Origin of the sequence: uncultured Senegalimassilia sp., assembly GCF_934630535.1 — a bacterium.
In the GTDB taxonomy this organism is placed as follows: Bacteria; Actinomycetota; Coriobacteriia; order Coriobacteriales; family Eggerthellaceae; genus Senegalimassilia.
Genome location: NZ_CAKTVU010000004.1, coordinates 133,874 through 156,989, shown reverse-complemented (window position 1 = coordinate 156,989; position 23,116 = coordinate 133,874). Strand labels below are relative to the sequence as shown.

The window sequence follows — 23,116 nt, the reverse complement described above, 5'->3', positions numbered from 1 at the left end:
CGGCATTAGCTTTGGTGCCGCATGGGCAATCTATTGATGGGAGCGGGCCTACATTCTGATGGTCGCATCAATCCCGCAACACCCTGTTTTCCTGAGGTAATCCCTAGGGTTCGGTTATACTGCGTAGGGGGTGTCAACGAGGTTAGGATGCACATGCGAAATTGGAAGCTTATCGCGCTCATCGCCATGTTGGCGTTAGCGGTGTGTATGCTTGCCGCCTGCGCTTCCTCAAGTTCGAACGAACCTTCAAGCTCTCCGGAACTGCAAACGCTTGTGATCGGCACCGATCCGTATCCGCCGTTCGCCTCCGATGATGCCGAAGGAAATCCCAGCGGCATCGATGTCGATATCCTTACCGAGGCGCTTGGCCGCATCGGATATAAACCCAAATTCAAATACATCGCTTGGGAAAAGAAAAACGAGCTGCTTGCCACAGGTGAGCTCGATTGCATCGCCGGTTCCTTCTCCATGACCGGGCGTGAGTCGGACTATCGCTGGGCCGGTCCCTATATGAAAAGCCGCCAGGTGGTCGCTGTGGAACCTTCGAGCCCCATCGCCTCCTTCGCCGACCTTGAGGGCAAAAGCGTTGCCGTGCAATCCACCACGAAACCGGAGGGCATTCTTCTCAACCGCACGAATCCCGAGGTGCCTGAGGTGGGAAGCGTGCTCAGCTTCTCCGATCGCTCGTACCTGGTGCCTGCGCTATTGAAGGGCTATGTGGATGCTATAGCCGCTCATGAGACCTCTATCTTGCAATACGAGCAAGATTACGGTGTTGACGTGCGTATCCTGAACGACTCCTTGCTCGATGTCGGTCTTGGCTGCGCGTTCGACCTGAACGATGATCGCGGTATCGACGTTGCACTATCGGGCGCATTCCACGACATGATCGAAGATGGAACCATGCGTCAGATCCTTTCGAAGTACTTCGATGATCCTTCACCGTATCTTCGGGTAGGTGATGTGCGTGGCTAAAACGAATCAGCTAAGCGGACGTTTCTGGGGGATCGTCGTCATCATCGGGATCGTGGTCGTCTGCGTGAGCGGCTTGCTCAGTTTCGGATCGGTGTTCAAGCAAGCTGCCGAGCGCTCCGACAATATCGTCGGTTTTGCGAAATCGCAGAGCTTGATCTACGATTCTTTCAATGATTCGGTTGCTATGACCAGTCAAGTTCTTGCGCTCGAGAACGCTACGCAGCTGGCTCGAAATATCGCATATGGCGCGGATAGCGTCGACCAAGCCGGTCTTGAGCAGATGGCGCGACAGCTTGGCATCTCGAATGCATTCGTCCTGACCGCTGATGGCCAGCTTGTAGGCTCGTACTCCAACAACGACGTCACATTCCAGATGGTGCAACAAGAGGTCACGGATGATGTCGCCCTTGAGGTGATCGACCATACCAACAAGGTTTACGGTACGCGCATCGCCTTCGATGACGGCTCGTATATCGATGTGGGCTGCGCAGCGCGTATCGACGAGCCGGGCATCGTCGTCGCAGGCTATTACACCAGCGAGGCGTTCTCTGATCGTTACCTGCTTTCGCTGCAGAACATGTTAGCCGGCTACGATGTGCGGGACAGCGGCGATATCGTCGTGGAATCCGACGGTTTGGCCGTTGCTGCCAACATGATCACGGATCAAATGAGCGGGGAGATCCAGCTCGATCCCGTTGATGCGCAGGTCGTCCAGGACATCAAAGCCCGGTGCTCGCTTGGAAAGACCACGCTGTTGCTGTCTGGTTCGAAGCTTTACATCGCCTCGGTTGACAAGGCTCGCGATTACTATGTGTTCACCTTTTTGCCTGTTTCCGCATGTTTGGGTGACGTGGTGGGGTTCACATCCGTCGTCGTTGCGCTGTACTGCATCGTCGTTGTCGTTTTCGCTTTGTTCAGGCGCCGGTCAGAGCACGAGCACCTGCATGAGCTGGTACAGCAGGAGCGCGAGTACGCCGATCGTCTTGCGAAGTCGGCGCATCAGGCGCAAAGCGCTAACAGGGCGAAGACGGAGTTCCTGCAGCGTATGAGCCATGATATCCGTACGCCTATCAACGGTATCCGCGGTATGGTCGAGGTTGCCAACGCCTATGATGGGGACCTTGCCAAGCAGCGCGAGTGCCGCCAGAAGATTTGGACGGCATCGGGGATCCTCTCCGAATTGGTGAACGAGGTCCTTGATATGAGCAAGCTCGAAAGCGGCGAGGTGAAGCTCGACCTGCAGCCCACCAACCTTGTCGAGGTCGTCGAGGAGGTTTGCCAGATCATGGAGCGGCAAGCCCAACAGCTCGGCGTGACCATCAGCTGCGATCGAAGCGGTATCGTCCATCCCGTGGTCATGGCAAGTTCGCTGCATCTTAAGCGATTGATCATGAACATCGCCAGCAATGCGGTGAAATACAACAAGCCGGGCGGTGCGGTGCGCGTCACGTGTACGGAGCATGCCTATGAAGGCGGGGCGGCTACGTATCGGTTCGTCATCGCCGATACGGGCATCGGCATGAGCTCGGAATTCCAAGAGCGAATGTTCGATCCGTTCTCCCGTGAGCAGCAAAAGAACGCCGAGCACGCGACGGGCACGGGTTTGGGAACGGTCATCGCCAAGCAGCTTGCGGAGTTGATGGGCGGAGATATCGCATACGAGAGCCGCTTGGGCGAGGGCACGACTTGCATTATCACCTTGCCGCTGGCCATTGATCTTGAAGCATCGTCAACGCAGCTCGATCATCGTGCGCATAGCCAGGCAACGCTCGAGGGCTTGAGCATACTGTTGGCCGAGGACAACGATCTGAACCGGGAAATCGCCGAGTTCGTCCTCACCGAGGCTGGTGCGAAGGTGACGTGCGCAGATGACGGCCTCGAAGCGCTCAGCGTGTTCGAGCAGGCGGATGTCGGTACGTTCGACCTGATACTCATGGACATCATGATGCCAAATATGGACGGCTATGAGGCAACGCGCGCTATACGCTCGCTGCCGCGCGAGGATGCGCAGGCTATTCCCATCGTGGCCATGAGCGCCAACGCCTTCACCGAGGACCAGGTCCGCTGCCGCGAAGCCGGCATGGACGGGCATTTGGCGAAACCTATCGATTCGGGAAAGCTCATCGACGCTCTTGCGAAGATCTCGGCGGCGAAAAAGAAGTAGGGTATTGCAGCGGGATCGCTTAAGAGGGGAGGTAACCTGGTATCTCCAGCTATCTGAATCCGCATCCTTGATGCGTGTGATGCATGCTTCGGCGATCGCGTTTTGTCTGGGTGCAAAAACGGCTCGAACCGCAGGTTGCGATTCGAGCCGTTATGCTGCATGGGGTTGGGATCGTGCTATTCGCCGGCTTTTGCGGTATTCGCGACGGTGTCGCGAATCACATGGGGCTGCTGTCGCACCTGCTTTGCCTCGCGAATCTTCAGCACGCCGAAGATCAACGCCACCAAGCCGATGGCGGAGCACGCCATATAAGCTGCGCTTGTGCCCGACACCGTCGCCTCGACGGTTGCCGCGCCTTGCACCGTAGCGTTCGACGTGACGGTGGTCATGAGCGTCACGATGATGGCGGTTCCCAGACCGCCCGCAACCTGACGTCCGGTGTTGGCGATGGCGTTGCCATGGGCGATTTGGCTGTTCTCAAGCGCATTGATGCCCCAGGTGTTAACGGGCATGTTCGCCAACGATTGGCCCGCCGCCTGTGCGGCGCACAGCACCGCCACCATCACGATCGAGCAGCTTGCATCCATGTGCGACAGGGCGAACAGCGCCACGGTCATGAGCGTCAGGCCGCCTACGGATATGGCTCGCGGGCCGAACTTGTCGAACACCACGCCCGAGATGGGGCTGATAAGGATGCCGACCGCGGCGGCGGGAAGCATCGCCATGCCGGTCTGCAGCGCCGTCGCGCCCATCGCGGTCTGCAGCAAAATGGGAAGGATGGTGTTGGTGACCAGACATGCCGCGTTGATGAGGGTGACGACGATGGCGGCAACGGCGAAATCCCCCGATTTCAGGCACCTAAGATCGAGCAGCGGATCTTCCAGGCGCAGCTGACGACGTGCGAACAACACCAAGCAGGCAACGCCTGCGATGATGCATCCGAGCACCACCGGGCTCGTCCATCCCATCGAGGATGCGCTCGAGAAACCGTACAGCATGCCTCCGAACGCCACGGTGGAAAGCGCGATCGACGGTACGTCAAGATGCGGGCGCTTGCCTTCCCCGACGCTGTCGAGCAAGAACACGGCGCATACGAGCGCTGCAAGGGCCAGCGGCACGATGCAGCCCAGGCAAGCGCGCCATCCGTACGCATCGATGATGGCCCCGCCGACAACGGGTCCGATCGCAGGACCCGCCGACATCACGATGCCGGCCATGCCCATGGCGGTACCACGTTTCTCCACGGGGAACACCAGCATGGGAACCACCGATACCAACGGAAGCAGCACGCCGGATGCGGCCGCCTGCAGCACGCGGCCGCAGATCAGCAGGAAAAAGGTGGGCGCCGAAGCGCACAGCGCCGTTCCCGCGGCGAACGCGCCCGTTGCGGCGAAGAATAGCTGACGGGTGGTGAAACGATCGATCAAGAAGGCTGAAACCGGCACCATAATGCCGCTCACCAGGGGATATATTGACATAATCCATTGAGCCGTGGAGGCATCGATGGCGAAATCGGCCATGATGACGGGCAGGGCAGGGGACATGACGGTTTGATTGAGAAGCGCCAGGAAGGCGCCGAAGACCACAACGCCCGTGATGCGAACACGGTGCGCTGCAGCGGAGCTTGCGTTGTTCAAAAGAAGATCCTCCAAAAGCCGATATGATATTGATCGAATGCGCGTGTTCAACGCGCACGCATCATATGAGCATGGAGGACAGGCTGCATGCGCCGAAGGCGCACAGCGTGGCAGGCGCGCACAGCATGCAGTCTGTGTGGCGAATATGTTTGAATATGTTAACAAGCGATTGGAACATGACGGTTTGCTATCCTAGCAAAACGTTCGGCGCACGAACGGGCGTTTCGTTTATGTCACTGAATCGTCATGCAAACATTGCACCTGATATCAATAAGGCCTCGATGCCGGATTGCTCTGGCTTCGTGGTCAAGCCGTAACTGTTCGGAACGTTCACCCAATATCTTCGACAGAGGCGAACCAACACCCCTATATGCCGTCTACCGGTATTTTGTTGGTAAAACAGACCCATTTACCGAGCATACCGCCCGCCCTCAATGCTGCAAGGGGAAATGGACGATTGGATGGTAGAGTGCTATCCGTGCCCGACGTCCGGGCACGTTCGGCTTTAAGCGGCGCCGCATGGTTTGCTGCGTCGGATTCGGCTAGCAAGGAAAATGAAAGGGGGAGGCAGCGTGGCTCTCATCGGGTTTCTGATTCTGTTCCCGTTGCTCGTGGCCGGTGTGCTGCTGCTCGTGGGCAACGAGACGGCGCGACGCGTCATCGTGTGCTCTTCAGCGGTGATCATCGGATTCGGGTCGGTTTGGCTGGTTTTGGCCAACCTGGGCACGCCGTGGGTCGGGATCGAGTTCTCTTCAGGTGCGATCGATATCGTATGTACGATGATCGGCCTGGTCATCGCGGCGGTCATCCTGTGCTTCGGCGTGAAGTACAAGAACGTCCTGGCATGCGTGCTTGCTGTGGTGCAGGTCGTCGGTTCCGTGGTGTTCGACGTGTTCGTTGCACATGGTATCGAAGTGCAGTACGGCTTGTACCTGGATAGCCTCACGCTGGTCACCACGTTCATCATCGGCGTCGTCGGCAGCGGCATCTGCATCTACGCTTTGGGCTATATGGAGGATTTCCAGGCCCATGAGCCGGCTGATGCCAAGGATCGTCGTCCGAGGTTCTTCGCCCTCATGTTCCTGTTCCTGTCCGCCATGTACGTCATCGTGTTCTCCAACAACCTGTTGTGGATGTTCACTGGCTGGGAAATCACCACGGTGTGCTCGTTCCTGCTCATCGGTTACACCAAAACGCCCGAGGCCATCAACAACGCGTTCCGCCAGATCATCATGAACCTGGCTGGCGGCATCGGCTTTTTGGTGGCGCTGTTCGCCATCGCGCTGACCATGGATACGCTCTCGCTCGTGGAGTTCATCGCCGCCGGCGTCATGGCTCCGGCGCTTGCGGCTCTGCCCGCGGTCGCGTTGGCGTTCGCCGGTATGACCAAGGCGGCTCAGATGCCGTTCCATACCTGGCTGCTCGGCGCTATGGTGGCACCTACTCCCACCTCCGCGCTGCTGCATTCGTCCACCATGGTTAAGGCCGGCGTGTTCTTGCTTATCAAGCTCTCGCCGATCTTCCTCGTATGCCCGGTGGCGTCTGTCATGACCATCCTCGTGGGCGGCATCACCTTCCTGCTGTGCAGCTTCATGGCCATCTCGCAGACCAACGCCAAGCGCGTGCTCGCGTACTCCACTATCGCCAACCTCGGCCTGATCGTGGCCTGTGCCGGCGTGGGCACCCCCGAGGCCGTGTGGGCGGCAACCTTCCTGGTGCTGTTCCATGCTGTGGCCAAGAGCCTCCTGTTCCTGTGCGTGGGCACCGCCGAGCATCACATCGGCAGCCGCGACATCGAGGATATGGACCTTATGTTCGAGCGCATGCCGCGTCTGGCCCGTTTCATGATGGCCGGCATCATGATCATGTTCGTGGCGCCCTTCGGCATGCTCATCGCGAAGTGGGGCACGCTCGTCAGCTTCGCCGACACCGGCAACGTCGCCCTCATCCTCATCCTGGGCTTCGGTTCTGCGGCCACGTTCCTGTTCTGGGCAAAATGGCTCGGCAAGCTTTCGGGCATCGCCGCCCATCCCCTGAACGTCGAGACCACCGTGCATCGCAGCGAGTGGATCGCGCTCATGGTCATGGCCGTGCTCTCCATGCTGTGCTGCGTGGGCCTGCCCGTCCTGTCCACGTTCCTGGTCGAGCCCTACATCTTCGACGTGTTCGGCGTATGCTCCCAGGGCGTCAGCCAGGCGAACTTGTGGGTGGCCGCCCTGCTTTCGGCTGTGGTGTTCATCGTCCTGTTCGGCGGCTTGGGCTCCCAGCAGGTTAAGCAGGTGCCCGTATACCTTGCCGGCGTCAGCGTGAACAACGCGAACCGCACGTTCCACAACTCCTTGTCCGGCGAAACCATGGCAACGTCGCGCAACTGGTACATGGAAGGCGTCTTCGGCGAGCCGAAGGTCGCTCCGGTAGGCGTTTGGGCAACCAGCATCATCATCGTCATCGGGTTCTGCGCAGCAATCGCCACGCTGTACGGACTGCTCTAGGAAGGGAAGTGTCTCATGTATTTGATCCCCATCATCGTGGGCACCATCGCCTTCGCCGTGCTCGCCCCTGTGATCGGTTGCCTGCTTGCCGGTCTTGATCGCAAGCTGTCGGCTCGCATGCAGGGCCGCGTCGGACCGCCCATCTTGCAGCCCTACTACGATGTCCGCAAGCTTCTGGAGAAGGACCGCGCAGCGGTGAACAACGTCGAGGGCACCTACATCACGTGCGCCCTGCTGTTCGCCATCATCGCCGGCGGCATCTTCTTCGGCGGCGGCAACCTGCTGCTGTCCGTGTTCGTGCTCACGCTGTCAAGCCTGTTCTTCATCCTGGCCGCGTATTGCACCCGCAGCCCGTATTCCGAGGTCGGCGCTGCCCGCGAGGCGCTGCAGATCATGGCCGAAGAGCCCATGAGCCTGTTCATCGCCGTGGTGTTCTTCCTGGCAACGGGCTCGTTCAACAGCTGCGCCGTGCTCGGTCTCGAAGGCCCGGCCATTGCAGGCACCTGGATCGCGTTCCTGGGCTTTCTGTTCATCCTCACCATCAAGATGCGCAAAAGCCCCTTCGACCTGAGTTACTCGCATCACGCGCACCAGGAGCTCGTCAAGGGCATCACCACCGAGATGAGCGGCCGCACGCTTGCGAAGGTGGAGGTCATGCACTGGTGCGAGAACGTGTTGGCGCTTGGCTGGATCGGCCTGTTCTTCGTGTGGGGCAACCCCGTCTCCATCGTCTTGGCCGTGGTCGCCGCTCTTGCCGCGTTCTTCCTGGAAATCCTCATCGACAACAACTTCGCCCGCGTGAAGTGGCAGATCATGCTCAAGAGCGCGTGGGCGGTGGCCCTGGTGGCCGGCGGCATCAACATCGCCGTCCTTATGTACCTGTAAGGAGGTCGCAATGGCTTATTTCGCGAAATCGCCGTGGGTCATCCACTACGACGCCTCAAGCTGCAACGGCTGCGACATCGAGGTTTTGGCGGCCCTGTGCCCGGGCTTCGACGCCGAGCGCTTCGGCGTGATCAACACCGGCAACCCCAAGCACGCTGACATCTTCCTGGTCACGGGCAGCGTCAACGAGCAGAACATCTCGGTCGTCAAGGAGATCTACGACCAGATGCTCGAGCCGAAGGTGGTCGTTGCATGCGGCATCTGCGCATGCTCCGGCGGCATCTTCCACGATTGCTACAACGTCATCGGCGGCGTCGACCAGGCTATCCCCGTCGACGTGTACGCTCCGGGCTGCGCGGTGCGCCCCGAGGCCATCATCGATGCGGTCGTCGAGGCCGTCGGCATCTTAGAGGAGAAGCGCGCTGCAATGAAGAACGGGAAGGAGGCGTAAGCGTCATGGCAATACCCGCACAGTACCAGGAGATCTCGGTCGAGGGCCTGCCCGCCCTGTCCGAGCGCATGCAGAAGGAAGGCCATCGCTTCGTGCAGGTGCTCGCCGTCAACACCGAGGCCGGCATCGACGTGCAGTACACGTTCATGAAAGACGGCGTGCTCGAGGTGTTCACCATCAAAGGCGTCACGCCCGAGATTCCCATTCCAAGCATCACCGACCGTTTTATCGCCGCATTCGTCTTCGAGAACGAGATCCACGACCTGTTCGGCGTGAACGTCCGCAACATCGCCATCGATTTCGGCGGTAACTTCTATGCCACGGCGCAGCCTACCCCCATGACCATCATCTCGTCGGCCCAGAAGGCCGCCCGCGAGAAGGCGAAGAAGGCCGCTGCCGCCAAGGCCGAGCGCACCCGCCAGGCCGCTGCCGCCAACGCCAGCTTCGTCACTTCGCATCCCGATGCGAAGGGCAAGGTCACGGGCGTGGCGCCTTCGGCAAACGCCGAGGACATCGAGCTGAAGATGGCCGGCGCCGATCCCGAGAAGATCGCCCGCGTCAAGGCCGCGCTCGCCGCAAAGGCCAAGCGCGCCGAGGCCGAGGCGCAGGCCGCCCGTCCGCAGGTGTACGACGAGGCGCTTGAGGCCAAGCTTGCGGCCATGGACCCCGAGAAGGCCGCCAAGGTGCGCGCTGCCATGGCAGCTAAGGCCAAGCTCGCGGACATGGACCCCGAAAAGGCCCAGGCGGTTCGCGGGGCGCTTGCCAACGAGGCGAAGATGGAAAGCCAGCGCGCCACCGGTCAGGCAACGGCCCAGCAGCAGGCCGAGCTCGACGCCAAGCTCGCCCAGCTCGATCCCGAGAAGGCCGCCAAGGTGCGCGCCGCGCTCGATGCGCGTGCCCGCCAGGAAACCGCCCAGGCAGAGCATGATGAGAAGGTCGCCGTGCTCGAGGAGCGCCTGAAGAACATGGACCCGGAGAAGGCCGCCAAGGTGCGCGCCGCATTCGAGGAGAAGCAGCGCCAAGCGCAGGACAGTGGAAAGGCTGGTGAGTAGCATGGGAAAGGCAACCGTCATCCCCTTCGGCCCGCAGCATCCGGTTCTTCCCGAGCCGCTTCACTTGGATTTGGTCGTCGAGGACGAGAAGGTCATCGAGGCCATGCCGCAGATCGGCTTCGTGCATCGCGGTCTTGAGAAGCTTGTCGAAACGCGCGACTACAACCAGTTCATCTATGTGGCCGAACGAATCTGCGGCATCTGCGCCTTCGGCCATTCCATGGGTTACGCCGAAACGGTCGAGCAGCTCATGGGCGTGGAGGTCCCTGACAGGGCCCAGGCGCTGCGCGTCATGTGGCATGAGCTCTCGCGTATCCATTCGCACATCCTGTGGCTCGGCTTGGCTGCCGACGCCTTCGGCTTCGAGAGCCTGTTCATGCACTGCTGGCGCCTGCGCGAGCGCGTGCTCGACATCTTCGAGAAGACCACCGGCGGCCGCGTCATCTTCTCCGTGGTCAAGGTCGGCGGCGTGGTTCGCGACGTCGACGACGCCATGTTCGCCTACATCAAGCAGGTGCTCGAGGGCCTGAAGGAAGATTACCGTCAGATCATGAACACGCTGCTCACCGACTCGTCGGTGAAGAATCGCCTGGTGGGCGTGGGCTATGTCAGCCATGACGATGCCGTGGCCGAAAGCATGGTCGGCCCGTTCGGCCGCGCTTCGGGCGTGAACTACGATGTTCGCATGCTCGGCAACGGCTGGTACGGCAAGCTTTCCGAGTTCCAGCCCATCCTATCCAACGACGGCGATTGCTATGCTCGCGTGCAGGTTCGTTGCCTTGAGGTGCTGCAGTCCATCGACATCATCGAAGAGGTCATCTCCCGCATGCCCGCCGGCGACATCGAGGTGAAGGTCAAGGGCAACCCTGCCGACGGCGCCGAGGCCTGCAACGTGCTCGAGCAGCCTCGCGGCGAGTGCTATTACTATGCTCGCGGCAACGGCACGAAGTTCTTGGAGCGCATGCGCATGCGCACGCCAACCTCTCAAAACATCGCAGGCATGACTATCGCCCTGAAGGGTTGCGATCTGGCTGATGTCAACAACATCATCCTGACCATCGACCCCTGCATCAGCTGCACGGAAAGGTAGAGCGATGAGCGGATTCAAACTTGGAAAAATGACGTTCGGCTCGCTGTTCAAGAAGCCCGAGACCGTGCTGTATCCGTTTGTGAAAAAGGAACCCCCTGCGGGCTTGAAGGGCCATGTGGTGGTCGACGAGGCCACGTGCATCCTGTGCAGCCTGTGCGTGAAACGCTGCCCCTGCGGCGCCATCGAGGTGGATAAGAAGGGCCGCACCTGGTCCATCGACCATTTCCGTTGCGTGCAATGCGGCAGCTGCACCTATGAGTGCCCTAAGGGCAGCTTGACCATGGAGCCTACCTACCAAAGCGTGTCGCGCCAAAAAAGCGTGCATACCTTCACCATTCCCGAGCAGCCCAAAGCGGCTCCTAAACGTGAAGATGCCGGTGAATAGGTAGACCAATCGTAACCTTTGCGTGTGGGGTAGGTTAGTATAATCGGAAACGAAACTTGCGCGGGGCGCTTTCGGGCGCCCCGTGTTGCGTCGCAAGCCACGGGGTAGGGAACCTATGTCAGCTCAGAAAACCGAAGAAGTCACCAACCGCATCTTCACCATTCCTAACGTCATCTCCTTCATCAGGTTGTGCATGGTGCCGGTGTATATGGTGCTGCTGCTCAACGGCTACGATCTGCTTGCCACGTTCATGTTCGCGCTTGCTGCGGGCACCGACTGGATCGACGGTCAGCTTGCCCGTCGCACGCACTGCGTGTCCAAGCTCGGGCAGTTGCTTGATCCTGCGGTCGATAGGATCCTCATGAGCTGCGGCGTGATCGGCCTCATGCTGGTCGGCCGCCTGCCCATCTGGATCGTGGTGGTCGTCCTGGGGCGCGACCTGATGCTTCTGATCGGGGGCGCGTATCTGCTGAAGCGTTATCACGAGCGCGTCGCCGTCATCTATCCCGGCAAGGTAGCCACCACGTTTCTGTTCGTCGGGTTCGCCGGTCTTCTGTTGAACATGCCGCTCCTTGGCGGTCTTGGCTGGTTTGATGCGTCCTGGTTGCCGGGCTTCGGTTCCGAGGCGTGCTCCTGGGGAATCTGGTTCGTGTACGCCGGTTTGGTGCTCGGCCTGTTCACCACGCTGTACTATCTGCTGGCCGGATATCGCAAGATGCAGAAGGCCCGCAGGCTTGAGGCGAAGGGGCGCGCAAGGTGAGCGCCCCGCAGCATAGCGGTTCTCCCCGCAGGGGCTCTGAGCGTCCTAGTTCGCGAACACGTTCGGGGGATCCTTCCCGCGTGAATGCCGGAAGGCCGCGGCACGCCGGGGGGTCGCCCCGTCACGGGGCTGCCCGCACTTCTTCCCGCACCGCTTCATCTCGTGCGCAACGACAAGGGAATAGAACATCGTCGACGGCTCGAACCGCACAGCGGTCGGGTCGTCGTGCGCGTTCGGCGGCTCACGGCTCCGGCGTGCAGCCTACCTTGTGGACCAAAGAGCAGCGCTCCTCATCGCGTACGGGCGCCGCTCGCGAACGCGGGCAGGTGCGGTCTTCGGGCGGGTCCGCTGTTCTGTCGGTGGCGGGAAGCGTTCTATCCTGGCTTCTGGGTGCGTTGTCGGTCGTCGTTCGGGCGATCGGCCGTGTTCTAGGTGCTTTGCTGCGCGCGTGGTTCAGGCTTGTTCGCAATAGCAAGCCGGCGCTGATCGTTTCCTTGTGCGCCATCGCGTTAGTCGTCGTGTTCTCGTTCGACGGCATATCGCATGCCGGTCGCGCTTACTCCGGCGTCAAAGTCGGCGATATCGACGTGTCGGGTCTGACCGCTGGCGAAATCGAGCAAGCGGTTGAACAAACGTATAATCAGCCGCTTCAACAGGCAAGCGCCACGGTGTTCGCCTCCGAAGAGGCTGCGCAGCAAACCGATGAGGCTGCGGCAGCGCAAAACCAGCAGGACGCGGCGCTTGCCGAGCAGATGGCGGTGGATGAGGCAATGGCCTCGAAGAAGGCATGGCAGACCACCGGCGCCGACCTAGGCGCTACGTTGGATTCCGCGCAGCTTGCCGAGCAGGCGCTCGCGGTCGGTCGTGGCGATGGCGGTTTTTTTGCGCGTATGGGTGCTGGGTTGTTCGGCAAGCGCATCGAGGTTGAGCCTTCGTTCGACGAAGCGGCCCTTGAGGAGTTCGCCTCCGGCATCGATGCGGCGATAGGGCAGGCACGCGTTGACTATGACGTGAAGGTTTCAGGCGGCGTGGCCTATGTTGTGCAAGGCAATGACGGTTGGGAGGTCAACCGGCAAACGCTTGCGCAGCTTCTCAGCGGTACGATGCTCGGCTCCTCCGACGAGCACATCATCGCGCATACCGAGTTCACTCCCGTCCGCATTTCCTCCGATGCTGCCGCCGAGGTTGCCCAAGATGTCACATCGGCGCTCTCCGGCGGTGCGCGTTTCAAGTTCGAAGGGCATACCTGGCAGGCAACTGCTTCCGAGCTGGGCGCTTGGGTCTCCACCTCCGTCGAGCAGGCGGGCGACGGTTGGCGCCTGCGTCCTTATATCGATCAGCAGCTGTCCAAATCGGCGATGGCTTCGGGCATCCGGCAGGCAGAGGGGGATTCGCTCTCAGGCGTCGGATTCGAGGTTAACGATGCGGGCGCGGTCAGCGTCACCACCAACGGCCAAGGCAAGTTGCCTGATGTTTCCGATGCTGCCGAGGCGCTGTCCGTTGCGTTGTTCGGGCAAGGGGACATGGTTTACCCGGCGCAACAGGCTCCCGAAATCTCAGTGGATGCCGAGGATATGCCCAAGCGGCTTTCCTTCCAGGAAGCCGTTGACAAAGGCGTGGTCGGTCCCATCGGCAGCTTCACCACCACCTACACAACAGGTCAAGGCACCGAGAACCGAAACCACAACATCGAGCTTGTGTCCCAGATACTCGACAACTCCGTCTGCAAATCCGGCGAGACCTGGTCTTACAACACCACCACAGGGGACTGTAACGAGGAAAAAGGCTTTCTGGGTGCGGGCGCCATCATCAACGGCGAGTACACCGATTCGGTGGGCGGCGGCATCTGCCAGGTTGCCACCACCGTTTTCGACGCCGTCTACGAATCCGGCCTTCCCGTTGTGGAGCGTCATAACCATTCGCTCTACATTGCCAGCTATCCCGCTGGGCGAGATGCAGCGGTCTCGTACCCCGATCTTGACCTTGTGTGGCGAAACGACACCGCCAGCGATGTTTTGGTAAAGGTTTCCACCCAAGTCGGGTCGGTAACCGCTACACTATATGGAGTCGATCCCGGCTATCAGGTAACCACCGAAACCGGTCAATGGGAAGCGGGCAAGAAGTATTCCACCACCACAAAAGTTGACGATACGCTTGCGCCGGGTACCAGCTACGTGAAAACGCGCGGCACCGACGGTTCGACCATCGAGGTGACGCGTACGGTCAAGGACGTGAACGGAAACATCGTGCGCCAAGACCTGTTCGCCAGCGTGTACGATCCCATCAACGAGGTTATCTTGAAGGGTCCGGATCGAAGCTAGCGGGTTACTTCATATTTAAGCGGCGATACGCGCCCACCGCACGCCAGGCGCCGCGCACAAAGAAAGGTAAAAGAAAGGTGTACTTCCAGCCGGAAATCGAAACGATGTCACGTGAGGAGCTGCGCGACCTGCAGCTCGAGCGCATGAAGTGGTGTGTCCAGTATGCGTATGACAACGTCCCTTTCTATCAGAAGAGCTTCAAGGACGCCGGCGTCGAACCGGGCGACCTGAAAACGCTCGAGGACATCACGAAGTTCCCGTTCATCCTTAAGCAGGACATGCGCGACAACTATCCTGATGGGCTGTTCGCCGTGCCGCGCTCGAAGGTGGCGCGCCTGCATGCCTCTTCCGGCACCACCGGGCAGGCTACGGTCGTCGGATCCACGGAAAACGACCTGCAGCACTGGGGCGAGTGCTTTGCTCGCGGCCTTGCCATCTGCGATTGCGACGAGAACTCCACCATGCAGATCGCCTACGGCTACGGCCTGTTCACCGGCGGCCTGGGCGCCCATAGAGGCGGCGAGACCGCAGGCTGCGCCGTGGTCCCCATCTCGTCGGGAAACACCAAGCGCCAAATCCAGATGCTCAAGGACATGGAGGTCGACGTGCTGGCATGCACGCCGTCCTACGCGCTGCATATCGCCGACACCGCCATCGAAATGGGCATCAACCCCGCAACCGACCTGAAGGTCCGCGCCGGTATCTTCGGCGCCGAGCCCTGCAGCCAGGGCATGCGCGACGAGATCGCCGAGAAACTCGGTGTGCAATATTGCGATGTGTACGGTTTGTCCGAGGTCATGGGCCCGGGCGTCGCCTTCGAGTGCAAGGAGATGAGCGGCCTGCACCTGGCCGAGGATCATTTCTTCGCCGAGATCATCGACCCCGAAACGCTGCAGCCCGTCCCCGACGGACAGTATGGCGAGCTGGTGTTCACCACGCTGACGCGCGAATGCTGCCCGCTCGTGCGCTACCGCACGCGCGATATCACGCGCATCATCTCCGAGCCTTGCGCCTGCGGCCGCACGCATCGCAAGATCGACCGCATCATCGGCCGTTCCGACGATATGCTCATCCTGCGCGGCGTCAACGTGTTCCCGTCTCAGATCGAGCAGGTTCTCACGAGCTTCCCCGAGATCGCCACGCAGTATCAGATCATCCTCACCACGCGCGGTCCGCTCGATCATGTCGAGCTGCGCGTCGAGACCGTGCCCGAGTTCCCGTTCGATGAGATCCGCAAGCTTGAGTCGCTCAAGAAGCGCCTGGCTGCCGAGCTCAAGGCGAATCTGCAGATCGCCGTGGACATCAAGCTCGTCGAGCCTAAGTCCATCGAGCGCAGCGAGGGCAAGGCCAAGCGCATCATCGACCTGCGAAAGGAGTAATCGCGATGATTTCCCAACTCACCGTTTTTTTGGAGAACGAAAAGGGCCGTTTGGCCGCAGCTACCCGCGCGGTCGCTGATGCCGGTGTCAACATGCATGCTTTGTACCTGGCCGACACCGAGGATTTCGGCGTGGCCCGTATGCTGTGCGATACTCCGAACAAAGCAGCTGAGAAGCTGACGCTGGCCGGATGGCGCGCTGCCGTCACGCCGGTTATGGCCGTGCGCGTCCCGGATGTGCCGGGCGGCTTGGCTTCGCTGCTCGAGTTTTTGGACGAGTGCGATGTCAACGTCGAATACGGCTATTGCATGTCGGTTGAAGGCGGGCACGCCATCGACGTGCTGAAGGTTTCAGGCGACGAGGATATCGAGCAGAAGCTTGCAGATGCCGGTTTCGCGCCCGTTTCCGCAGAGGATGTGTACATTGTCGACTAGCTTCACCTTGCATAGTGGGCTGAACAAGCACGCACGCGCTATCGCGTGCGTGCTTGTGTTCGTGCTGGCCCTCACCCCCGTGATCGGCGGCGTTTCCGAAGCGTATGCCGATGTGCGCAAAGCCGATATCGTCATGGGCGAGACGGTGGATTCTCGCGGCTTGGCGGTTGCCCAATGCCCGAACATCGATGCCGAGCGCGCCACCGTGGTGGATGCGGACGGGAACGTATATTTCGAGCGCAATGCCGATCAGGCTGCGTGCATCGCCTCGGTCACCAAGATCATGACGGGCGTCGTGGCGCTCGATGCCGTGGCTTCCGGATTGACGTCCCTTGATTCGACGATCACCGTTTCAGCCGCTGCTGCTGCGGTGGGCGAGTCTTCTGCCGGTTTGCAGGAAGGCGATACGATGTCGCTCAAAACCGCGCTCTACGCGTTGTTGGTGCCTTCGGGCAACGATGCCGCTATCGCCATCGCCGAATCGGTCGGTGCGGCGCTCAGGTCGAGCGGCACCGCTTCGGGGGATTCCGATGTGCAAGCCTTCGTTGCGCAGATGAACGCCACGGCCCAAAAGCTCGGCTGCACGAACACGGTTTACGAGAACCCTCACGGCCTTGATTTCGATCAATACGAGGGAAACCTGCATTCCACCGCAGCCGATCAGGCGAAAGTGGTCGCCTATGCCATGACCAACGACACGTTTCGCTCCATCGTCGGAGGCGGGTCCACCACTATCACGGTGAAACGAGGCGGGTCTTCGGCCGATGTGTTCCTGGAAACCACCGATGGTTTCTTCGATATCAACGATGATGCCATCGGCGTCAAAACCGGTTACACTGAAAAGGCTGGAGCTTCGTTTGCCGGCGCTGTCAACAAGGACGGGCAGGAGCTGTACGCCATCGTTTTGGGTTCAAGCTCTGAAAGCCAGCGCTTCTTCGATGCGGACGAGCTGGTGGAGTGGGTGTTCGAACACCGTAAAACCTATCAGCTTGCCAATTGCGATCAGAACACGCAGATGAACGGGGCTTCCGTGCCCTTGGTGGCGCAGGTTGCGCACGACGATTGGATAGACCGTACGGTTCCGGCAACGTTCGCCGATCCGGAATGCGCCGTAGAGGTGTTCGACCTCAACGGCAATGTCAGCCAAACCGTGCAGTTCAACGAGCTTCACGGCACGGTGAAGGCCGGGCAGGTTGTCGGCACCGTTACGTTTAAGCAACGCAATCAGGTTATCGCCACGCAAGATCTGGTGGCTTGCAAAGACGTTGCCGCCCCGAACTTCTTCGAGGGCATCGGCATCGCCTTCGACAGGTTCATGCGCGGTTTTTCTGGCGGGGACAAAACAGCAACCTCGCAGCTGTTGAACACCACGCCGCTTATCGTCGACAAAACCTCTTCGACGCAATAGCGGCATGTAGGAAGGAGCAATCATGACCAACGTTTGCCCGGTGTGCAATAACCCGGTAGGTCCCGAGGACTCGGCGTGTCCCCATTGCGGCTTCAAGCTGCAAGGGTCCACGCAGCGCTTCGCGCCGTTGCAGTTCGGGGAAGACCAGCTGGTTGCCGCCGCTAAAACCAAGCCAACCGCTGTTCTGCACGTTGTTCGCGGGCCGCAAACCGGCGTATCCTTCAAGTTGGGCGACATGAAGCTCAGCATCGGCCGTAGCCCGCAGTGCGACGTCTTCCTCAACGATATGACCGTATCCCGTATGCATGCCTCCGTTCAGCCGGTAGCTTCAGGATATGAGATTTCCGACGAGGCATCTTTTAACGGGGTATGGGTTAACAACAACAGCATCGATACCTATCTTCTTGCCGATGGCGACGTCGTTCAAATCGGCGCATTTTGCTTGGTGTACAAAGAGGAGTAGCGCCGCAGGGTATCTTGCGGTTTCAAATGGACGTCGCTTCAGGCGTCCCCACAGACGGGAGCAACATGGAACTGTTATCTGGAAACGAGGCGATAGCCCAAGGCGCATGGGAGGCTGGTTGCCGTATCGGAGTGGCATACCCCGGCACGCCTTCCACCGAAACGCTTGAGACTTTTGCGAAGATGGATGGCGTGTATGCGGAATGGTGCGTCAACGAGAAGGTTGCCGTCGAGGTAGGCGTCGGCGCTAGCGCCGCCGGTGCCCGCGTGCTGTCCACCATGAAGCACGTCGGCGTCAACGTTGCCGCAGACCCGCTTTTCACCGCCGCATATACCGGCGTAGGCGGCGGTTTCGTGGTGTTGGCCGCCGACGATCCGGGCATGTATTCTTCCCAGAACGAGCAGGACTCCCACTACTATGCTGCTGCTGCGCACATTCCCATGCTCGATCCTGCAGACTCCGCAGAGGCATTGGCGTTCACCCGCAGCGCATTCGACCTCTCCGAGCGTTTCGACGTCCCGTTCTTCATCCGCTCGTCGGTGCGCGTATCCCATACGAAGTCGCCGATCGAGCGCGGTCCGCGTACCGAGCACGCGCTCAAGCCCTACGAAAGCAACCCGGGCAAATGGGTTATGATGCCGGCGTTCGCCAAGCCGCGTCGCAAGGTCCAGCTCCAGCGTCTCGATCAGCTGTCCGAATGGGTTGAATCCTGTGAGTTCAACCGCATCGAGCGCAAGGATTCGAAAATCGGCGTCGTATGCGCCGGCGCCGTCTATCAGCATGTGGTGGAGGCCCTTCCGGACGCTTCCGTATTCAAGCTGGGCGTCACGTACCCCTTGCCGAAGCTGGCGCTGCGCGACTTCCAGGCATCCGTCGAGGAGCTTTACGTTGTGGAGGAGGCTTCGGAGTATTTGACCGACGCCGTTCGCGCCGCGGGCGTTCAGGTTGCCGAGTTCCCGTGCGGCCTGGTTCGCGATGGCGAATTGTCTCCTGGCCTGATCCGCGCTGCATTCGGCCAGGAAGCTCCTGCGCATACTCAGGCTCCCGATGATGTGCCGGGTCGTCCTCCTGCGTTGTGCGCCGGATGCCCGCATCGCCTTGTGTTCAAAGAGCTCTCCCGCATGAAGGCCGTCGTCACCGGCGATATCGGCTGCTATACGCTCGGTGCGCTGCCCCCGCTGTCCGCTGTGGACACGTGCATCGATATGGGTGCATCCGTTTCCATGTCCCATGGTTTCGAGCTAGCTTGGGCCGGCACCGAGCATCGTCCCGTGGTCGCGGTCATCGGCGATTCCACCTTCGCGCATTCCGGTTTGTCGGCGCTTATCAGCACCGTCTATAACAAGGGTGCGGGAACCGTTTGCGTGCTTGACAACCGCACTACGGCCATGACGGGCCGACAGGGCAATCCGTTCAACGGCGAAACGCTGCAGCATCGTCCGTCCCGTGAGCTTGACATGGAAGGCGTGCTCACCGCCATCGGGGTGCCCGATGTCCGCACCGTCGATCCCAACGATATGAAGGCGGTTCGCCTTGCGTTGCGCGAGGCTACCCGTTCTGACGAGCTGTCCGTTATCGTGTTCCGCAGCCCCTGCGTGCTTATCGACCGCATCCGCAAGCCTGCCTACACGATCGCTGATTCGTGCACGGCGTGCGGCGTATGCACCACGCTTGGGTGCCCGGCGATCGCGACCAACGACGACGGCCACGCCGTTATCGATCAGGCCATGTGCATCGGCTGCGGCCAGTGCGAGCAGTATTGCGCATTCAAGAGCATTGTATCCACGGTTAAGGAAGGGGAGTAACCCATGTCCCAGGCAACTACCGTTTTGCTGTGCGGCGTCGGCGGTCAGGGCACCATCCTTGCTGCCGATTTGCTGGCCCGCACCGCCCTTGCGAGCGATTACGACGTGAAGATCTCGGAAATCCACGGCATGTCCCAGCGCGGAGGCGCCGTCACCACGGTGGTGCGCTTCGGCGCCGAACCGGTTGCAAGCATGGTGGCCGACCACGGCTGCGCCGATTGCGTCGTTTCCTTCGAAACCACCGAAGCGCTGCGCAACCTGCCCTTCGTTCGCGAAGGCGGTTATTTGCTCGTTGCCGACGAATCCATCAAGCCGCTCCCCGTGCTCACGGGCAAGGCGAGCATGCCCGAAAACGCCCGCGAGAAGCTGCAGGCGGCGGGCGCTTCCCTTATTCCCGCCGGCCCGATTGCCGAGAAGGTGGCAACGGTGAAATCGGTGAACGTGGTATTGCTCGGCGCCTTGGCAACGCGTTTGGATTTCTCCGAAGCTGTTTGGAAGGAAGTCATTTCCAAGCATGTTCCGCCTAAGACGGTTGAGGCGAACCTGCGTGCATTCGATGCAGGTTACGAATTTGCCCGAAAGGGGGCCGAATAATGAGCGTCCAGCAAATCAGCGTGTTCGTTGAAAGCAAGCCGGGGCATCTGTCCCGTGTCGTTGATGCGTTTACGCAGGCCAATGTCAGCGTGCGCGGTTATAGCGCTTCCGATACCGGCGATTACGGCATCGTTCGATTCGTGGTCGATGACCCCGATCGCGCGCTGCAGGTATTGCATGATATGAATTGCGCTGCTACCAAAACGCGCGTGCTGTGCCTGCGCCTCGAGGACAAACCTGGCGAGCTTGCTCGTGTATTGAAGGTGCTCTCCTCGTGCGGCATCAACGTGCAGTACAGCTATTCGCTCATTTCCACGTATATCTGCCTGTATGTCAAAGATCTCGATCAAGCGGAGAAGCTGTTGGCCGACCAGCCCGTTGAGCTGCTTGATCAGAAGGATTTTCTCCATATGACGGCTGATATTGCCTAGCCTCGCACGTTAGATAGGGTGTTGTCTCATGATCGATATCACGGAAAAGGGCGCAGCGCTTTGCGCGGCTGCCGAGGGCCGCTTCGATGAGCTGCCCATCCATAACCCCGATGTGGAATGCTGCTCACGCGAACGCATTCGAGCCATTCAGCTTGAAAAGCTTATTGCGCAGGTGAAGTGGACCTATGATCGCGTTGCTTGGTATCGCGACCAGATGGACGAGATGGGCGTGAAGCCCTCCGACATCAAGTGCCTGGAAGACGTGCGGAAGCTTCCCTTCACCGACAAGCATGCGCTGCGCAAGACGTTTCCCTATGGCATGTTCGCTGTTCCCTTGGATGAGGTGGTGGAGCTTCATTCGTCTTCCGGAACTACGGGAAAGCCCATCGTCGTGGGCTATAACCGTCATGACATGGACGTATGGAACGATTGCATCATGCGTCTTGTGCAGATGGCCGGCGTCGTGCCCACCGATCGCGTGCAGATGGCCTTTGGCTACGGCATGTTCACCGGCGGGTTCGGCTTGCACTACGGTTTGCAGCGACTTGGCTGCATGATGATCCCCGCAGGTTCGGGAAACACCGAGCGTCAAATCCAGATGATTCAGGATTATGGCACCACGGTGCTTGTGTCAACGCCTTCCTATGCTTTGCATATCTGCGAAGTCGGAGAGAAGATGGGCTACGACTGGTCCACTTCCACGCTTCGCGTAGGTCTTTTCGGCGGTGAGCCGTGTCCTCCGGGTATGAAGGCGGAAATCGAATCGCGCATGCATATCGTCTGCACCGACAATTATGGCCTGACCGAGGTTATGGGTCCTGGCGTGTCGGGCGAATGCCTTGCTGAGCGAGACATGCAGCATATCGCCGAGGATCATTTCCTGTGGGAAGTGGTGGACCCTGAAACCGGCGAGCCTGTTGCCGATGGCGAGATGGGCGAGCTGGTACTCACTCCGCTTGATAAACAGGCTATTCCGGTTTTGCGTTACCGCACACACGACTTGACGTGCGTGGTAACGGAGCCTTGCGCTTGCGGTCGTACTTCCGCAAGGATGAAAAAGGTTCGTTCTCGTTGCGATGACATGCTCATCATTCGCGGTACGAACGTGTTCCCCAGCCAAGTGGAGGATGTGCTTTCGGGCATCGAAGGCGTCACTCCCCATTATCGCATCGTGGTCGACAACGAAACCGGTTTGGACCGCATGGTCGTTCATGTGGAACTGAAGCCGGAGGCGTTTAGCGACTCGTTCGAGGAGATGGACAAGTTCCGTAAGCGCATCGAGAAGGAGCTCAAGAGCGTTATGCTCGTTGCTTCGAAGGTTAAGCTTGTTGAACCGGGTGGAATCGAGCGCTCGCTTGGGAAGACCAAGCATGTCCAGGACTTGCGTAAGTAAATGATGCCGCAAACTCATTCTTTTGAAACAGGAGCGAACCGTCCCGTGGTGGGGCGGTTCGCTCCATCTCCGACCGGTCGTATGCATGCGGGGAATATCTATGCCGCCCTTACGGCGTGGCTGGTTGCCAAGTCTCAAGGTGGAACGATTGTTTTGCGCATTGAGGACTTGGATCGAGACCGTTCAAAGGCTGAATATATCAGCGCAGTGCAACGTGATTTCGAGTTATTAGGCCTTACGTGGGATCACGGTCCGTTCTTCCAGCATAACCGAGATGAGGCGTATTCGGAAGCGTTTCAGGTTTTGGAGCGTCTGGGATTAGTGTACCCGTGCTTTTGCACACGCGCTGACTTGCATGCTGCATCTGCGCCGCACAGGGGAGAGAAGTTCATCTATCCCGGCACCTGTCGCAGTTTGTCTGCGGAACAGGTTGCTGCCAAAAGCTTGCTAAAGGCTCCTGCTCAGCGTTTACGCGTACCGGATGCCATGTACTCCTTCGAAGACATGGTGCAGGGACATTATGCGCAAAACTTAGCCGATGACTGCGGTGATTTTCTTATTCGCCGTTCCGATCAGGCTTTTGCGTACCAGCTTGCCGTAGTTGTTGATGACGCGGCGCAAGGTGTTACCAGCGTGGTAAGGGGCGTTGACCTGCTGTGCTCGACGCCTCAGCAGCTCTACCTGCAGGAACTGCTTGGCTTGGGTCATCCGCGATACGCTCATATCCCTTTGCTGGTAGCGGAGGAAAATCGTCGGCTTTCGAAACGCGATCACGATGCCGGTTTGGAAGAGCTGCTTGCAAGGTATAAGACTCCGGAAGCCGTTATCGGTCACATTGCAGGTATTTGCGGACTTACACCTACGTGCGATCCGGCAACGCCTGAACAGCTTTTGGAAACGTTCGATATCGCGAAGCTGTCTGAGCTATTCAGCGACCCTGTTCAAATTCCCTGGAGCTAACCATCTCTTGATGCTACCAGCGTCAAGAGATGGTTAG

Annotated in this window: 20 protein-coding genes; 19 read left to right on the top strand and 1 reads right to left on the bottom strand. The window is 59.8% G+C overall.

The window, feature by feature from the left end; all coding sequences use genetic code 11:
- The first annotated feature begins 147 nt into the window (after positions 1–147).
- Positions 148–975 (top strand): ABC transporter substrate-binding protein, encoded by an 828-nt coding sequence (locus tag Q0D52_RS04260; RefSeq protein ID WP_294380383.1) that lies wholly within the window; start codon positions 148–150, stop codon positions 973–975.
- Positions 968–3,139, top strand: coding sequence for an ATP-binding protein (locus Q0D52_RS04255; protein ID WP_294380381.1), 2,172 nt, complete (start codon positions 968–970; stop codon positions 3,137–3,139). Before Q0D52_RS04260 ends, Q0D52_RS04255 begins: the two co-directional genes overlap by 8 nt.
- A gap of 176 nt (positions 3,140–3,315) precedes the next feature.
- On the opposite strand, the gene Q0D52_RS04250 is transcribed toward Q0D52_RS04255, so the two are convergent.
- Positions 3,316–4,776 carry a DHA2 family efflux MFS transporter permease subunit gene (locus Q0D52_RS04250; RefSeq protein WP_294380379.1) on the bottom strand — a complete coding sequence of 487 codons (1,461 nt, stop codon included), beginning with the start codon at positions 4,774–4,776 and terminating at the stop codon, positions 3,316–3,318.
- Between the two features lie 572 nt (positions 4,777–5,348).
- Between Q0D52_RS04250 and Q0D52_RS04245 the strand changes: the two genes are divergently transcribed.
- From Q0D52_RS04245 to gluQRS, 17 genes are all read left to right on the top strand, one after another.
- Complete coding sequence (locus Q0D52_RS04245; RefSeq protein WP_294380375.1) at positions 5,349–7,268, top strand: proton-conducting transporter membrane subunit; 1,920 nt, start codon at positions 5,349–5,351, stop codon at positions 7,266–7,268.
- A 15-nt stretch (positions 7,269–7,283) separates the two neighbouring features.
- Positions 7,284–8,153: an NADH-quinone oxidoreductase subunit H gene (locus Q0D52_RS04240; protein WP_294380373.1), complete on the top strand. Its 870-nt coding sequence runs from the start codon at positions 7,284–7,286 to the stop codon at positions 8,151–8,153.
- A 10-nt stretch (positions 8,154–8,163) separates the two neighbouring features.
- Positions 8,164–8,604, top strand: a complete 441-nt coding sequence (gene nuoB / locus Q0D52_RS04235) for an NADH-quinone oxidoreductase subunit NuoB (RefSeq protein ID WP_294163421.1) — start codon at positions 8,164–8,166, stop codon at positions 8,602–8,604.
- A gap of 5 nt (positions 8,605–8,609) precedes the next feature.
- On the top strand, positions 8,610–9,656 hold the full coding sequence (locus Q0D52_RS04230) for an NADH-quinone oxidoreductase subunit C (RefSeq protein ID WP_294380370.1): 1,047 nt from the start codon (positions 8,610–8,612) through the stop codon (positions 9,654–9,656).
- 1 nt (position 9,657) lies between these two features.
- Positions 9,658–10,746 carry a nickel-dependent hydrogenase large subunit gene (locus tag Q0D52_RS04225; RefSeq protein ID WP_294380429.1) on the top strand — a complete coding sequence of 363 codons (1,089 nt, stop codon included), beginning with the start codon at positions 9,658–9,660 and terminating at the stop codon, positions 10,744–10,746.
- A gap of 4 nt (positions 10,747–10,750) precedes the next feature.
- Complete coding sequence (locus Q0D52_RS04220; protein WP_294360921.1) at positions 10,751–11,131, top strand: 4Fe-4S binding protein; 381 nt, start codon at positions 10,751–10,753, stop codon at positions 11,129–11,131.
- Positions 11,132–11,246: 115 nt separating this feature from the next.
- Positions 11,247–11,891 carry a CDP-alcohol phosphatidyltransferase family protein gene (locus tag Q0D52_RS04215; RefSeq protein ID WP_294360925.1) on the top strand — a complete coding sequence of 215 codons (645 nt, stop codon included), beginning with the start codon at positions 11,247–11,249 and terminating at the stop codon, positions 11,889–11,891.
- Between the two features lie 254 nt (positions 11,892–12,145).
- Complete coding sequence (locus Q0D52_RS04210; protein ID WP_294380368.1) at positions 12,146–14,212, top strand: VanW family protein; 2,067 nt, start codon at positions 12,146–12,148, stop codon at positions 14,210–14,212.
- 104 nt (positions 14,213–14,316) lie between these two features.
- Positions 14,317–15,591 (top strand): phenylacetate--CoA ligase family protein, encoded by a 1,275-nt coding sequence (locus Q0D52_RS04205; protein ID WP_294380366.1) that lies wholly within the window; start codon positions 14,317–14,319, stop codon positions 15,589–15,591.
- A 5-nt stretch (positions 15,592–15,596) separates the two neighbouring features.
- Positions 15,597–16,025 (top strand): hypothetical protein, encoded by a 429-nt coding sequence (locus Q0D52_RS04200; RefSeq protein ID WP_294360933.1) that lies wholly within the window; start codon positions 15,597–15,599, stop codon positions 16,023–16,025.
- Entirely contained in the window at positions 16,015–17,433 is a 1,419-nt protein-coding gene (locus tag Q0D52_RS04195) for a D-alanyl-D-alanine carboxypeptidase family protein (protein ID WP_294380364.1), read from the top strand. Before Q0D52_RS04200 ends, Q0D52_RS04195 begins: the two co-directional genes overlap by 11 nt.
- 22 nt (positions 17,434–17,455) lie before the next feature.
- Positions 17,456–17,896 (top strand): FHA domain-containing protein, encoded by a 441-nt coding sequence (locus Q0D52_RS04190; RefSeq protein ID WP_294380363.1) that lies wholly within the window; start codon positions 17,456–17,458, stop codon positions 17,894–17,896.
- Positions 17,897–17,961: 65 nt separating this feature from the next.
- Complete coding sequence (locus Q0D52_RS04185; protein WP_294380361.1) at positions 17,962–19,701, top strand: thiamine pyrophosphate-dependent enzyme; 1,740 nt, start codon at positions 17,962–17,964, stop codon at positions 19,699–19,701.
- Between the two features lie 3 nt (positions 19,702–19,704).
- Positions 19,705–20,295, top strand: coding sequence for an indolepyruvate oxidoreductase subunit beta (locus Q0D52_RS04180; protein WP_294360941.1), 591 nt, complete (start codon positions 19,705–19,707; stop codon positions 20,293–20,295).
- The gene (locus Q0D52_RS04175) at positions 20,295–20,726 is read left to right on the top strand and encodes an ACT domain-containing protein (protein ID WP_294360946.1); all 432 of its coding nucleotides are present in this window, start codon (positions 20,295–20,297) and stop codon (positions 20,724–20,726) included. Before Q0D52_RS04180 ends, Q0D52_RS04175 begins: the two co-directional genes overlap by 1 nt.
- Positions 20,727–20,754: 28 nt before the next feature.
- Entirely contained in the window at positions 20,755–22,119 is a 1,365-nt protein-coding gene (locus Q0D52_RS04170) for a phenylacetate--CoA ligase family protein (protein WP_294360949.1), read from the top strand.
- Complete coding sequence (gene gluQRS, locus Q0D52_RS04165; protein WP_294380360.1) at positions 22,120–23,079, top strand: tRNA glutamyl-Q(34) synthetase GluQRS; 960 nt, start codon at positions 22,120–22,122, stop codon at positions 23,077–23,079.
- The last annotated feature ends 37 nt before the right edge of the window (positions 23,080–23,116 follow it).

Excerpts from the sequence above, each read along its gene's own strand:
- Q0D52_RS04225 (WP_294380429.1), top strand. The coding sequence starts at position 9,658 with ATGGGAAAGGCAACCGTCATCCCCTTCGGCCCGCAGCATCCGGTTCTT.
- nuoB (WP_294163421.1), top strand. The coding sequence starts at position 8,164 with ATGGCTTATTTCGCGAAATCGCCGTGGGTCATCCACTACGACGCCTCA.
- Q0D52_RS04180 (WP_294360941.1), top strand. The coding sequence starts at position 19,705 with ATGTCCCAGGCAACTACCGTTTTGCTGTGCGGCGTCGGCGGTCAGGGC.
- Q0D52_RS04175 (WP_294360946.1), top strand. The coding sequence starts at position 20,295 with ATGAGCGTCCAGCAAATCAGCGTGTTCGTTGAAAGCAAGCCGGGGCAT.
- Q0D52_RS04200 (WP_294360933.1), top strand. The coding sequence starts at position 15,597 with ATGATTTCCCAACTCACCGTTTTTTTGGAGAACGAAAAGGGCCGTTTG.
- Q0D52_RS04240 (WP_294380373.1), top strand. The coding sequence starts at position 7,284 with ATGTATTTGATCCCCATCATCGTGGGCACCATCGCCTTCGCCGTGCTC.
- Q0D52_RS04260 (WP_294380383.1), top strand. The coding sequence starts at position 148 with ATGCACATGCGAAATTGGAAGCTTATCGCGCTCATCGCCATGTTGGCG.
- gluQRS (WP_294380360.1), top strand. The coding sequence starts at position 22,120 with ATGATGCCGCAAACTCATTCTTTTGAAACAGGAGCGAACCGTCCCGTG.
- Q0D52_RS04185 (WP_294380361.1), top strand. The coding sequence starts at position 17,962 with ATGGAACTGTTATCTGGAAACGAGGCGATAGCCCAAGGCGCATGGGAG.
- Q0D52_RS04190 (WP_294380363.1), top strand. The coding sequence starts at position 17,456 with ATGACCAACGTTTGCCCGGTGTGCAATAACCCGGTAGGTCCCGAGGAC.
- Q0D52_RS04220 (WP_294360921.1), top strand. The coding sequence starts at position 10,751 with ATGAGCGGATTCAAACTTGGAAAAATGACGTTCGGCTCGCTGTTCAAG.
- Q0D52_RS04215 (WP_294360925.1), top strand. The coding sequence starts at position 11,247 with ATGTCAGCTCAGAAAACCGAAGAAGTCACCAACCGCATCTTCACCATT.
- Q0D52_RS04230 (WP_294380370.1), top strand. The coding sequence starts at position 8,610 with ATGGCAATACCCGCACAGTACCAGGAGATCTCGGTCGAGGGCCTGCCC.
- Q0D52_RS04205 (WP_294380366.1), top strand. The coding sequence starts at position 14,317 with ATGTCACGTGAGGAGCTGCGCGACCTGCAGCTCGAGCGCATGAAGTGG.
- Q0D52_RS04170 (WP_294360949.1), top strand. The coding sequence starts at position 20,755 with ATGATCGATATCACGGAAAAGGGCGCAGCGCTTTGCGCGGCTGCCGAG.